The sequence below is a fragment of the Achromobacter sp. ISS7 genome, from assembly GCF_056523125.1.
Map to the genome: position 1 here is coordinate 3,530,629 of NZ_JAWRZD010000001.1, position 13,075 is coordinate 3,543,703.

The following is a 13,075-nucleotide window of genomic DNA, read 5'->3' on the forward strand; positions in this document are numbered from 1 at the left end:
CGGGCTATCCTCACTCGCTCGTTACGGCGCGAACGCATGATTCGTCCCTGCCCGGCCACCAAGGCGCGTCCCGCGCCGGCCCGCGCGCCCAACCGCGAACGACGCGAACAGGATGCACCCCCCATGGCCTTGAAACACTACCGCGACCTCGACGTCCACGAAGCCGCGAAGGCCCGCATCCGGCTCGTGTTCCAGAACTTCGAACGGGTCTGCGTCGCCTTTTCCGGCGGCAAGGACAGTTCCGTCACCCTGCACCTGGCGCTCGAGGTCGCGCGCGAAATGGGGCGCGGGCCGGTGCACGCGGTCTTCATCGACCTCGAAGGGCAATACCAGGCCACCATCGCGCACGTCACGCACATGTTCGACCGCGCCGACGTCCACCCCTGGTGGATCTGCCTGCCCATCAACCTGCGCAATGCCTCGAGCCTGCGCGAACCCTACTGGTGCACCTGGGAGCCCGGCCGCGAGGCCGACTGGATCCGGCCGCTGCCGCGGCATCCGTCCGTCATCAACGACCCCGGCTATTTTCCGTTCTACCGCCATCGCATGGAATTCGAGGAATTCGTGCCCGAATTCAACCAATGGCTGGCGCGCGACGTGCCCACCGCGTTCCTGGTCGGCATCCGTTCCGACGAATCGCTCAACCGCTATCTGGCCATCAAGCGCCGCACCAAGAAATGCGCCTGGACGCCGCCCGGCACGCACAAGCCGCTGGCCTGGAGCACGCGCGACAAGCAGCGCGACAACGGCGTCACCTTCTTCCCGATCTACGACTGGAAGTTCGAAGACCTGTGGCGCTACACCGGCGAAAACGGCCACGCCTACAACCACCTCTACGACCAGATGCTGCGCGCCGGCGTGCCGTATTCGCAGATGCGCATCTGCCAGCCGTACGGCGACGACCAGCGCAAGGGGCTGGACCTGTTCCACAAGCTCGAGCCCGAAACCTGGTTCCGCGCGGTCAAGCGCGTGCAGGGCGCCAACTACGCGGCGCGCTATTGCCGCCAGCGCTTCCTCGGCTACCGCGGCGGCCTCGGCCTGCCGCCCACCTTCCCCACCTGGCGCCAGTACAGCCAGTTCCTGCTCGACAGCATGCCGGCCACGCTGCGCCAGGTGTACGCGCGACGCATCGACGTCTTCATCGCCTGGTGGGAACAGCGCGGCCATCCGCTGGCCCTGTGGCCCGACGCCGGCATCCCCGACCTCGAAAACCGCAAGGCGCAGCCGTCGTGGCGCCGCATCGGCCTGTCGCTGCTCAAGCAGGACATGGCGCGCTCGCTGTCGTTCGGACCGGCGCGCCGCGACATCGACCGCCTGATCCCCGCCACCGAGCGGCCCGCGTCATGACCCATCCCCTGAAACACTACGATTTCCTGCTGCTGCGCTCGTACGACGACGAAGCCGCGTTCTTCGCGCAGATGGGCCGCTTTTTCGCCAGCGCCACGGTGCGCCGCGACTGCGGCGGCTACCCCTTGAACGATGGCCCGCGGCATCGCTGGTTCATCGTGCGGCGTCACCACCATGCCCGCGTGCTGGGCTTCGTCAGCATCGAACTGCAGAGCGGCGCGGTGCGCATCCGCGATGGCTACGTGCGCCCCGAGGCGCGCCAGCTCGGCCTGTTCCGCGCGCTGCGCCAGCGAGTGCTCGACCATATCGACGAACTCGATCAACCGTGCACCGTGCGCGTGCCGTGGCACAGCGCCGCGCTGCTGCAGCCGCACGGCTTCCAGCCCCACAGCACCCGGGGCAACTGGATCACCTTGAAAAGGAATGCGCATGCCACTTCCCGACACCCTGGAGAGCCGGGCCCGGGCCCTGTTCAGCGAACTGGACAGCCTGCCGATCCGGCAACGGATCGAAGCCATCAACCGGATCCGCCTGTGCCTGCATGAACACAGCCCCTTCGCCGCCGAGCCGGTCGACTGCGTGCAGTGGATTCCGGGCGACCTGATCGAGGCCAACGACTACAACCCCAACAGCGTCGCGCCGCCCGAGATGCGGCTGCTGGAGCTGTCGATCGAGGCCGACGGCTACACCCAGCCCATCGTCGCGCACCAGGCCGGCCCGGCCCAATACGTCGTGGTCGACGGCTTTCACCGCCAGCGCGTGGGCAAGAAGAAAGGCGCCATCCGCCAGCGCCTGCAGGGCTACCTGCCCATCGTCGTCATCCGTCATGGACGCGCCGGCGCCGCCGACCGCATCGCCGCCACCATCCGCCACAACCGCGCCCGCGGCGTGCACGGCGTGATGCCCATGACCGACATCGTGGTGCGGCTGCTCAAGGCCGGCTGGAACGAGGCCGACATCGCCCGCCAGCTCGGCATGGACGACGACGAGGTCCTGCGCTTCAAGCAGGTCTCGGGCCTGCCCGAGCTGTTTCTCGATCACCGCTATTCGCGCTCCTGGGACTGAGGCCCGCGGCCTGGGCCAGCGGCACGCTCAGGCGGCAGCGCAGGCCCGCGCCCGGCGCCGATTCCAGCGCCAGCGCGCCGCCATGGCGCCGCGCGATGGCGGCCACGATCGACAGCCCCAGCCCCGCGCCCTCTCCCTGGCGCCCGCCGCGCCAGAACGGCTCGACCGCCCGCGCGCATTGTGCCGGGGTCAGCCCCGGCCCGAGGTCCTGCACCGTCACCACCAGATTGGCCGCCACGATCGAGACGTGGACCTCGACATCGGCCTGCGCCGGCGAATACTTGAGCGCGTTGTCCACCAGGTTGCGCACCGCGCAATCGAGCAGCGCATCCGGCAACGCCGCCCAGGGCCGGCTGGCGGGCAGATGCCAGCGCACCCGCGCCGGCTTGCGGCCGGCCACCCGCGCCAGCACCGCGAGCGCGTCGCAGGCGGCGTCGGCATCATCGCCATCGGCGCGCGCCAGCAGCAGCAATTGCTCGATCAGGCGTTCAAGCCGCGCGGTGCCCTGCAGCGCATGCGCGACCGCCTGCCGGCTGGCCGCATCGCCGGCCATCGCCGGCAGGCGTTCCAGCACCTGCAGGTGCGCCTTGATCGCCGTCACCGGCGAACGCATCTCGTGCGCCGCGTGATCCGAGAAATGCCGTTCGCGCAGCAACATGTCCTCCATGCGCCGCGACAGGTGCGCCAGCGTCTGCGTGAAAGGCATGAGTTCGCGCGGCACGTTGGGGCCCGGCAGGTCGCGCGCCGACCACGGCTCTTCGCACGCGAGCCGGCGGCGCAGCCCTTCGATCACCGCCAGGCCGCGGCCGACGCCGAACCACAGCAGCGCGAAGCCCACCAACAGGCCGGCCACGCCGGGCAGTAGCGCGGTCCAGGCCATTTCGCGGCGCAGCGCCGCGCGGATGTCCGTGCGGCCGGCCGCGGCGACGCGCAGGCCCTCGGCCTCGACGGCGTAGGCGCGCCCGGTGGCGTCCGCCTGCCCGAGCGAGCCAGCCCCCAGCGACGCCGCCTCCAGCGCCGCGTCCAGCGTGGCGCTGGCGTGCTCGAACATCCACAGCGTGACGGCGCCGCCGACCACCAGCCAGACCACGCCCAGCAACAGCGACAGGCGCGCGCGCAGGCTCATGGCGCCGGCATCCCCAGCCGGTAGCCCCAGCCGCGCACGGTCTCGATCAGATCGGCGCCGAGCTTGCGGCGCAGCTTGTGGATGTGGACGTTGACGGCGTTGCTCTCGACCCGGTCGTCGAAGCCGTACAGGCTGTCGCGCAACTGATCCATGGTGAGGATCTGCCCGGGATGCTGCAGCAGCGTCTTGAGCAGCGTCAGCTCGCGCCGCTGCAGCGTGATGCGCTTGCCGTCGAGCAGCACCTCGCCGCGCGACACGAACAGCGTCAGGCGGCCGTGCTCGATGCGGTCGGTGGTGTGCCCGGCGGTCCGCCGCATCAGCGCCTGCAGGCGCGCGCCCAGTTCGTCCAGGTCGAACGGCTTGGGGACGTAGTCGTCGGCGCCGGCGCGCAGCGCGTCGACCCGCTGCGGCACCGCCGAGCGGGCCGTCAGCACCAGCACCGGCAGGTTCAGGCGCCGCGCCCGCCAGCGGGCCAGCAGCGCCATGCCGTCGCCATCGGGCAGGCCAAGATCCAGCACACAGGCGCCGAAGTGCGACGTCTGCACCGCCAGATCGGCCTGGCGCAGGTTGCCGACGACATCGACCACGAACCCTTGCAGCCCCAGCCCGGCCTGGATGGCCAGCGCGATGGAAGCGTCATCCTCGACCAACAAAATCCGCATCGCAGAAATCCCGTCCCGGCACGTTATACTTATTAGAAGTAATAAGTTAATTTCCAAAAGTAATTAAAAAAGTAATTAATGATGATGACCGCGACCCTGCTGGGGCTGTGCATCGGTGTCTCCCTTGGCCTGACCGGCGCCGGCGGCGGCATCCTGGCCGTGCCCGCGCTGATGTTCGGCCTGGGCCTGACGCTGACGCAGGCGGCGCCGGTGGCGCTGATCGCCGTGGGCATCGCGTCGGCGGTCGGCGCCCTGCAGGGCCTGATGCGCGGCCTGGTGCGCTACAAGGCCGCCATGCTGATGGCCGCGGTGGGCGCGTTGACCGCACCCCTGGGATTGTCGCTGGCGCACCGCCTGCCGGCGCATTGGCTTAGTCTGACTTTTGCGGGGGTGATGCTGCTGGTGGCCGCGCGCATGGTGCAGCAGTCGCGCCACCGCGCCGCCGCGCAGGGCGCGGCCGAGCCCCCGCCCAAGGCCTGCCGGCTCTCGCCCGAGACCGGCCGCTTCGTCTGGAACCGCCTGACCGCCGCCACCCTCGGCGCCATCGGCGCCGTGTCAGGCCTGTGCACCGGCATGCTGGGCGTGGGCGGCGGCTTCATCATCGTGCCGGCGCTGACTCACTTCAGCGACGCGCGCATGATCAGCATCGTCTCCACCTCGCTCATGGTCATCGCGCTGGTGTCGGCCGCCACGGTCGGCTCGGCGCTGCTGCATGGCCTGACGCTGACCGCCGCGCAATGGGCCTTCGTCGGCGCCGCCATCGCCGGCATGGTGGCGGGCCGCACGCTGGCGCCGCGCGTGCCGCAGGCCGTGCTGCAACGGGTCTTCGCCGTGGTCTGCGTGGCGGTCGCCGCCGTGCTCGCCTGGCGCGCCTGATCCTTCCGCAGACGCGGGGGCGCCCGCGGGGAGTGCCCGTGCGGGATCGCCCGCCGCGGGAGCGCCTGCCGCGGGATCGCCCGCCGCGTTGGCGTATTCTCACTGCATGACGGCCGCGCCACGCGGCCGCATTCTCCGCCCCTGGCCGTGTTAACGCTCAGATAATCGGCCCCATGCAAGATCGCTTGCATGATGAAAACCTCTCATATCCCTCCCCACGCCCGACAGGCATGGATCTGCGCGCCAGCGGCGCGTCCGTCCTTCGCCATGGCTAGGGCGTTTCCTGGCCGCCGCGCACCGCTGTTCGGCATCGCGTCCGGCTCTCACGCCGGCGCCTCGCAGTGGCGCGCTGACCGCGCCCTCGCCGCCCTCGTCTCCTAAGCCTGACCGTCATGGCTCGCCCGCTCCACGGATGCCCCGGCGCCGCTCGTGAACGGCCGACCGGCGCGAGCATGCCGACGCGCGCCGCGCCGCCATGCCCTTTCGATTTCCTCAACCACCGCGCGGCAGTCAGCGCGGGCCAACCCTCCCACGGATATCAAGAAGGACTATCCATGCTCAAGAAAACGCTCCTCGCCACCGCCACTGCCGCCGCCCTGATCGGCCCGGCCGCGGCATTCGCCGCCGACTTCGGCCAGGGCACCATCACGTTCACCGGCTCGGTCCTGGACGCGCCGTGCAGCATCCCGGCCGCGGACCTGAACCAGACCATCGACCTTGGCCAGATTTCCAAGAACGACCTGACCACGGCGAACGCCGCCTCCGCCACCCTGCCGATCGAGATCCACCTGACCGGCTGCAACTTCACCAATGGCGGCACACCCCCTGCCCCGCAGTTGAACAAGCTCAAGATCGCCTTCACCGGTACGTTCTCGGACGCCACCAAGGCCATCCTGACGAACACGGCCGCGAACGGCGCCAGCAACGTCGGCATCCAGATCGTCGACAACAGCGGCAATGTCATCAGCGCCACCCCGGCCGCCCAGCAGACGCTGGCAGCCGGCAATCTCAATACGCTGCGTTACGGCGTCAGGTTGATCAATACCGGTACGGGCGCGAACGTGGCCGCCACCGCGGGGAAGATCGGCGCCCAGGTCGTGTTCACGCTGACCTACAGCTGACCCGCAGATCCCGCCGCATCGCTGCGCGCGCGAGCCCCGTCGCCCACCGTGGCGGCGGGGTGATCCGGGCGTTCGCAAGCGATTCCATCCCGACGCGGCCACCACGCGCCGCATCGACGCCGAAGCTGTCCGGCACCCCTTCATGCCGGAGACTCGGCAATAGATATCATGATCCTGCCCCGTTTGGCTTCGTTCCTGGTTCTCAGTCTCCTCGCGCTGTCCGCGCAAGCCACCGAATTCAGCAGCGGGTTTCTCAATACCAAAGACAAAAGCAACATCGACCTGTCGCGCTTCAGCCACGCGGGCTACATCCTGCCCGGCGCCTACCTGGTCGATTTCTATCTGAATCAACGCCTGATCCAGGCCCGCTATCCGGTCCAGGCCGTGCCCGTCATCGGCGACGGCACGGTGTTCTGTGTCACGCCGGCCATGCTCGACATGCTGTCGCTCAAGGATGAGGCGGCCGCCCGCCTGGCCCAGGTCAACGCCGCCCAGGGCGGTCCCTGCATCGACCTCGCCACCGCCGACAGCCGCGTCGATTACAACGCCGAACACCAATCGCTGACGCTGACCGTGCCGCAAGCCTGGCTCCAGTACCAGGACCCCGACTGGGTGCCGCCGGCGCGCTGGAGCAACGGGGTGAACGGCGTGATCCTGGACTACAACCTGCTGGCCAACCGCCACATGCCGCAGCAGGGCGTCGCCGCATCCAGCTACACGTTGTACGGCACCGCCGGCCTGAACCTGGGCGCCTGGCGCCTGCGCAGCGATTACCAGTACAACCGCTACGACAACGGCGGCCAGTCGATGGCGCGCTTCACGCTGCCGCAGACCTACCTGTTCCGGCCGCTGCCGCAGTGGGGCGCCAAGCTGACGCTGGGCCAGACCTATCTGTCGTCCGCCATCTTCGATTCGTTCCGCTTCGCCGGCGTGACCCTGGCCAGCGACGAACGCATGCTGCCACCGTCGCTGCAGGGCTACGCGCCGCAGGTCAGCGGCATCGCCAACAGCAACGCCCAGGTGACCATCAGCCAGAACGGTCGGCTGCTGTACCAGACCCGCGTGTCGCCCGGCCCGTTCATGCTGCCGGCGCTGAGCCAGAACCTGAGCGGCAACCTGGACGTGACGGTGGAAGAAAGCGACGGCACCAAGCGCAGCTGGCAGATCACCACCGCCAACGTGCCTTTCATGACGCGCAAGGGCAGCGTGCGCTACCAGGTGTCGGCAGGGCGTCCGCTGTTCGGCGGCCACAACAACAATCACACGATCGCGCCCGGCTTCCTGCAGGGCGAGGCCACCTGGGGCGCGTTCAACGACACCTCGTTCTACGGCGGCCTGATCGCCACCAATGGCGGCTACCAGGCGCTGGCGCTCGGCATCGGCCAGAACCTGGGCATGCTGGGCGCGGTGTCCGCCGACGTCACGCGCTCGGACGCGCGCCTGCCCTATTCATCGGCGCCGCGCCGCGCCGACTACAGCTACCGCGTCAACTACGCCAAGACGTTCGACGCCCTGAGCAGCACGGTGGCGTTCATGGGCTACCGCTTCTCGGGCCAGCATTTCCTGTCGCTGCAGGACTACATCGCGCGCTCGGCGTTTCGCGGCGAATCCTTTCGCTCGGAAAAGCAGAGCTATACCGTGTCCTACAGCCAGTACCTGCGCGCGTTCGACATGAGCGTGGCGCTGTCCCTGAGCCGCCAGAACTACTGGCACGACGGCGTCAACAACCACTATTCGCTCTCGCTCAGCAAGAGCGCCAGCTTTGGCCCGCTGCGCAACGTCAATATGTCGCTGTCGCTGGCGCGCAACCAGACCCTGTACGGCGAGACCGAGAACCAGATCTACGCGTCCGTCAGCATCCCGCTGGGCGACAACCGTCAGTTCAGCTACGGCTACCAACGCAGCGGCCAGGACCGTCTGCAGCAGACCATCGGCTACACCGACTACACCAGTCCGGACGTCACCTGGAACGTCAACGCGGGCAACACCCGCAGCGGCGACACGCAGCACCAGAGCCTGAGCGGCAACCTCCAGGGCCGCACGCCGTACGGCCGCGCCAGCGCCGATTTCACATTGCAGCCGGGGCTGTACCGCAACATCGGCCTGAACTGGTATGGCTCGGTGACGGCCACGGCCGAGGGCATGGCGCTGGGCCCGCCGGCCGCCGGCAATGAGCCGCGCATGATGATCGACACCGATGGCATCGGCGGCATCGCGGTGGACAACGGCAACGCCGTCACCAACCGCTTCGGCATCGCCGTCGTCAACGGCGTCTCGAGCTATCACGAGAGTGCCGTGTCGGTGGATGTCAATGCGCTGCCCGAAGACGTCGACGTGCTCGACTCGATCATCAGCCAGGTGCTGACCGAAGGCGCCATCGGCTATTCACGCGTCCGCGCCAGCCAGGGCGAACAGATCCTGGGCAACGTGCAGCTGGCCGATGGTGGCCGCCCGCCGCTGGGCGCGCTGGTGCTGTCCACCCGCACCGGCCGCACGGCCGGCATGGTGGGCGACGGCGGGCTGGTGTACCTGAGCGGCGTGGAGGCGGAAGACCGCGACGCGCTGACGGTGACCTGGGGCGGCGAAAAGGAATGCCGCCTGGCGCTGCCCGACCCGGCGGCGCTCGCCGACGGACCGAAACCACTGCCCTGCCGCTAGGGCCTGTTCACACAAAAAAGGAGCCTCGCACGGCCCCTGGCCCGCGGCGATTCCGATTCCCCCTTCCCAACTTGAGCGCACGCACATGAAACCCAACCTCCTGGCAGCCCCCTTTCTTGGCGCCCTGCTGGCATGGCCCCTGGCGAACCAGGCGGCTGTCAACGTCGACCGCACCCGCGTCATCATGGGCGCCAACCAGAAATCGGTGTCCGTCGTGCTGACCAACGAAAGCGGCGGCAAGCCTTACCTGGCGCAGTCCTGGATCGAGGACCAGGACGGCAAGACCAGCAACGACCTGCTGGCGCTGCCGCCCCTGCAACGCCTCGACGCCGGCAAGAAGGCGCAGGTGCGCATCACGCAGATGAACCGCGCCGCGCTCGACCGCCTGCCGCAGGACCGCGAGAGCCTGTTCTATTTCGTCGTGCGCGAAATCCCGCCGGAGCCGGAAGACAAGAACGCCAGCCTGCTGCAATTGACGACGCAGAGCCAGCTGAAGCTGTTCCTGCGGCCGGCCGGCCTGACCAAGGATGGCGAAGACGTGGCACCCGAACGCAGCCTGCAGGCGCAGGCCGCCGGCGGCACGCTGACGCTGAAGAATCCAACCCCGTATCACGTCACGGTGATCTGGCTGGGGCTGGACCGCAAGCAGCCGCTGCACGGCTTCGACTCGCCGACGATGCTGGCGCCGTTTTCGGAGCGGGCGCTGAAGGTCGACCTGCCGGCCGGCCTGCGCGAGCTGATGCTGGGCAACGTCGATGATTACGGCGGGCTGCGCATGAACCGCTACCGCTGCGAGGCGGGGCTGTGCGCATTCGAGGAACGCGTCAAGGATTGAGCCGGACGCGGCACGGCTGACCGCGGCTTATGCGCCAGGCGCCCGCACCTGCACGGCGGGCAGCGCGAGCAGGCCCGCATCGACCTTGAAGCGGCCGACCTGCTGCGACAGCCGCGCCGCCTGCTCGCGCAGGCTGGCGGCCGCGGCGGCGGCCTGCTCGACCAGCGCGGCGTTCTGCTGCGTCACGCCATCCATCTGCGTCACGGCCACGTTCACCTGGCCGATGCCGCTGGACTGCTCGGCCGAGGCGCTGGCGATTTCGCGCACCAGGGTCACGGCGCGCCGCACGCTGTCGACCACGTCGCGCATGGTGCGGCCGGCCTCGTCGGCCTGGCGGGTGCCGTCTTCGACCCGGCTGACGGACTCGTTGATGAGCGCGTTGATTTCCCGGGCCGCGACCGCCGAGCGTTGCGCCAGCGTGCGCACTTCGCCCGCCACCACCGCGAAGCCGCGGCCCTGCTCTCCGGCGCGCGCCGCCTCGACCGCGGCGTTCAGCGCCAGGATGTTGGTCTGGAACGCGATGCTGTCGATCACGCTGGTGATGTCGGCGATGCGGCGCGAGCTGTCGGCGATCGCGTCCATCGTCCGCACCACGCCCTCGACCACCTCGCCGCCGCGCTCCGCCACCGCCGAGGCCTGGGTGACGAGCGTTTCGGCCGCGCTGGCATTGCCGGCATTCTGCTGCACGGTGCTGGTCAGTTCCTCCATCGACGCCGCGGTCTGTTCCAGCGACGCGGCCTGCTCCTCGGTGCGTTGCGACAGGTCGGCATTGCCTTGCGCGATCTGCGAGGAAGCCGAAGCGATGCCCTCGCAGCCATCGCGCACGTCCAGCACGATGCGCGACAGGCTGTGGTTCATGGCCTTGAGCGCGGCCATCAGGTCGCCGGTCTCGTCGCGCGTGGCGACGCGGATGTCGCCAGTCAGGTCGCCGGCGGCCACGCGGCGCGCGGTATCCACCGCCAGCCCCAGCGGCCGCACGATGCCGCGCGTCATGAGCCAGCCCAGCAGCATGCCCAGCGCCACGCCGGCGATCGACAACGCGATCATGATGGCGCGCATGCGCTGGTACAGGTCGGTGCCGTCCTGCACCGACCGGGCGGTGCTGGCTTCCTTGGACGCGGCCAGCTGGTCCATCAGGCTGTCCAGCCGTTCGGACGACGCGATCACGTGCTTCTCGATCTCGATGGCGCGCGGGTCCTTGGGCATCAGCGGCAGCGCGCGGGCGGCGGCGAAGAAGGCCTCGGCGTCGCGCTTCCAGGCATCTTCCATCTGCCTGAAGCTGGCCAGCAGGCGGCGCCCGTCGTCGGTCTGGTAGTAGGCGTCGGCGCGGTCCCGCAGCGCGTCCATGCGCCGCACGGCGCTGTCGAACTGGGCCCGGATGGCCTCGCGTTCCCGCTCGCTGGCGGCGCCGAGGTAGCCGTTGCGGGCGCGGCCGGCATACACCAGCTGCAGGTTGGCGTCCTTCATCTCGGACAGGCCACGCAATTCGACTTCGTAGAGCTGGCTGTTCATCTCGTTGATGCGGGCCAGGCCCCATACGCCGAAGGCGCCGATGGCGCCGCCCAGCAGCGCCACCATCAGGAATGCGCCAGACAGGCGGGCGCGGATACGCAGACCAGAAAATAGCCGAAACATGCTTGCTTCCTATATCGCCCCGGCCGGATGGCGGATTGCCGCCTGTTGTTGTCCCGGGGCCTTGTTGAGCCGGACGGGCATGGTAGGGCGGGCATTGAATTAGGGATAACCCTAGGAACGGCGTGTTTTTCCGACTATTCACTGCGCTGGTTCAAGCAATTTCTTAAGCCCTACATAAATTCCAGTAATAAGTAGCCCTGGATTGCCTTCGCCAGGCGCTACCCATAAAATGATAATTGTTCTTATTTGTATCCATTCCTGCGCGCCATGGCGGACGCCCTCGACATCGGTCTTCTGTATTCCCGGCACCATGGCTGGCTCAAGCGCTGGCTGCAAGGCAAGCTCGGCAATCACGGCGACGCCGCCGACCTGGCGCAGGACACCTACCTGCGCCTGATGCATTCCGGCCGCCTGCCGGCGCGCGACGAGCAGTCGCGGGCGTTCCTGGTACAGGTCGCCAAGGGCCTGGTGATCGACCTGCATCGCCGGCGCGCGCTGGAACAATCCTATCTCGATGCCATCGCGGCGCTGCCGCCCGATTCGGTGCCCTCGCCCGAAACCCGCGCCTTGATTCTCGAGGCCCTCACCGAAGTCGACGCCATGCTCGACCGCCTGCCCGCCAAGGCGCGCGAGGCCTTCCTGCTGTCGCAACTGGACGGCCTCGGCTACAAGGAGATCGCGGCGCGGCTGGCGGTGTCCGTCAGTTCGGTGCAGAAGTACATGGTGACCGCGCTCAGCGCCTGCTACCAGGCGGTGTATGGCTGACGCGCTGCAAGACCAGCGGCGCCTGGACCCGGCCATCGTCAACGCCGCCATCGCCTGGAGCGCGCGGCTCTGGTCCGAAGAGGCCACCGCCGCCGACCGCCAGGACTGCGCCCATTGGCGCGGCCAGCATCCCGACCACGAACTGGCCTGGCAGCGCGTGGCCGGCCTGTGCGCACGGCTGCGCGAGCTGCCCGGCGACATCGCCGGCCCGGCGCTGCGGCGCGGCCGCCGGCTGTCGCGGCGCGCGCTGCTGTCGCTGGCGCTGGGCGGCGGCGTGGCCGTCTGCGGCGCGCGCTGGTGGCCGCAGTCGCCGTGGCAGGCGGTCTGGGCCGATGCCCGCAGCGGGCTCGGCGAGATCACCGCGTTGCGCCTGCCGGATGGCGGCGAGCTGGTGCTGGACAGCGACAGCGCGGTGGACATCGACTATTCCTCCAGCCTGCGGCGCGTGGTGCTGCTGCGCGGCCGCCTGCTGGCGCGCACCCATTCCGACCCGGCAGCCCGGCCCTTCCTGGTGGCCACGCGCGACGGCAACGCGGTGGCCCACGGCACCCGCTATACGGTGTCGCTGGGCGCCGATTACACCGACGTCGAAGTGCTGGAAGGCCAGGTCGAGCTGCAGCCGGCCGCGGGCGGCGCGACACGGCTGCTGTCGCGCAACCAGGCCGGCCGCTACGACGCGCACGGCCTGCGCCAGGACGGGCCGCGCGAGGCGCGCGAACCAGGCTGGCCCAATGGCGTGCTGGCCGCCGAATCCATGCCGCTGCCGCGGTTCCTGGACGAGATCGGCCGCTATCGCCGCGGCGTGCTGCGCGGCGAGCCGGCGCTGGCGCACCTGCGCGTCAGCGGCGTCTTCAGCCTGCGCGACACCGACAGCGCGCTGCGGGCGCTGGCCGATGCCCTGCCGGTGCGGATCGACACCTACACGCGCTGGTGGACCGTAGTCCGCCCGCGCTGACACCGATGCCATTGCAGATTTTGCGATCTC

At 69.3% G+C, this 13,075-nt stretch carries 12 protein-coding genes; 9 read left to right on the forward strand and 3 right to left on the reverse strand.

The window, feature by feature from the left end; genetic code table 11:
- Window positions 1-36 precede the first annotated feature (36 nt).
- Genes AC1HFW_RS15735 through AC1HFW_RS15745 form a run of 3 tightly spaced genes read left to right on the forward strand, consistent with a single transcriptional unit; the run spans window position 37 to window position 2,412 of the window.
- Window positions 37-1,347 carry a phosphoadenosine phosphosulfate reductase gene (locus AC1HFW_RS15735; RefSeq protein WP_479284279.1) on the forward strand — a complete coding sequence of 437 codons (1,311 nt, stop codon included), beginning with the start codon at window positions 37-39 and terminating at the stop codon, window positions 1,345-1,347.
- Window positions 1,344-1,892, forward strand: a complete 549-nt coding sequence (locus AC1HFW_RS15740; RefSeq protein ID WP_146075489.1) for a GNAT family N-acetyltransferase — start codon at window positions 1,344-1,346, stop codon at window positions 1,890-1,892. Before AC1HFW_RS15735 ends, AC1HFW_RS15740 begins: the two co-directional genes overlap by 4 nt.
- A complete protein-coding gene (locus AC1HFW_RS15745; RefSeq protein WP_479284280.1) occupies window positions 1,777-2,412 on the forward strand; it encodes an IbrB-like domain-containing protein in 636 nt (211 codons plus the stop codon). The genes AC1HFW_RS15740 and AC1HFW_RS15745 overlap by 116 nt, the downstream gene beginning before the upstream one ends.
- Here the strand turns inward: AC1HFW_RS15745 and AC1HFW_RS15750 are convergent.
- On the reverse strand, window positions 2,348-3,538 hold the full coding sequence (locus tag AC1HFW_RS15750) for a sensor histidine kinase (RefSeq protein ID WP_479284282.1): 1,191 nt from the start codon (window positions 3,536-3,538) through the stop codon (window positions 2,348-2,350). The two genes, AC1HFW_RS15745 and AC1HFW_RS15750, sit on opposite strands and share 65 nt — an antisense overlap.
- A complete protein-coding gene (locus AC1HFW_RS15755; RefSeq protein WP_061073812.1) occupies window positions 3,535-4,200 on the reverse strand; it encodes a response regulator in 666 nt (221 codons plus the stop codon). The genes AC1HFW_RS15750 and AC1HFW_RS15755 overlap by 4 nt, the downstream gene beginning before the upstream one ends.
- A gap of 78 nt (window positions 4,201-4,278) precedes the next feature.
- On the opposite strand from AC1HFW_RS15755, the gene AC1HFW_RS15760 reads away from it, so the two are divergent.
- The 4 genes from AC1HFW_RS15760 (at window position 4,279) to AC1HFW_RS15775 (ending at window position 9,690) form a co-directional block, all read left to right on the forward strand.
- On the forward strand, window positions 4,279-5,076 hold the full coding sequence (locus AC1HFW_RS15760; protein WP_116520546.1) for a sulfite exporter TauE/SafE family protein: 798 nt from the start codon (window positions 4,279-4,281) through the stop codon (window positions 5,074-5,076).
- A gap of 554 nt (window positions 5,077-5,630) precedes the next feature.
- Window positions 5,631-6,197, forward strand: a complete 567-nt coding sequence (locus tag AC1HFW_RS15765) for a fimbrial protein (RefSeq protein ID WP_479284285.1) — start codon at window positions 5,631-5,633, stop codon at window positions 6,195-6,197.
- A gap of 168 nt (window positions 6,198-6,365) precedes the next feature.
- Window positions 6,366-8,855 carry a fimbria/pilus outer membrane usher protein gene (locus tag AC1HFW_RS15770; protein WP_479284287.1) on the forward strand — a complete coding sequence of 830 codons (2,490 nt, stop codon included), beginning with the start codon at window positions 6,366-6,368 and terminating at the stop codon, window positions 8,853-8,855.
- An 85-nt stretch (window positions 8,856-8,940) separates the two neighbouring features.
- Window positions 8,941-9,690, forward strand: a complete 750-nt coding sequence (locus tag AC1HFW_RS15775) for a fimbria/pilus periplasmic chaperone (protein WP_479284289.1) — start codon at window positions 8,941-8,943, stop codon at window positions 9,688-9,690.
- Between the two features lie 27 nt (window positions 9,691-9,717).
- Here AC1HFW_RS15775 and AC1HFW_RS15780 read toward each other — a convergent pair whose 3' ends face one another.
- On the reverse strand, window positions 9,718-11,325 hold the full coding sequence (locus tag AC1HFW_RS15780; protein WP_479284291.1) for a methyl-accepting chemotaxis protein: 1,608 nt from the start codon (window positions 11,323-11,325) through the stop codon (window positions 9,718-9,720).
- A 267-nt stretch (window positions 11,326-11,592) separates the two neighbouring features.
- Between AC1HFW_RS15780 and AC1HFW_RS15785 the strand changes: the two genes are divergently transcribed.
- Together AC1HFW_RS15785 and AC1HFW_RS15790 are read left to right on the forward strand one after the other, a co-directional pair.
- Window positions 11,593-12,090: a sigma-70 family RNA polymerase sigma factor gene (locus tag AC1HFW_RS15785; protein ID WP_035360761.1), complete on the forward strand. Its 498-nt coding sequence runs from the start codon at window positions 11,593-11,595 to the stop codon at window positions 12,088-12,090.
- Entirely contained in the window at window positions 12,083-13,045 is a 963-nt protein-coding gene (locus AC1HFW_RS15790) for a FecR domain-containing protein (protein WP_479284293.1), read from the forward strand. Before AC1HFW_RS15785 ends, AC1HFW_RS15790 begins: the two co-directional genes overlap by 8 nt.
- Window positions 13,046-13,075 lie beyond the last annotated feature (30 nt).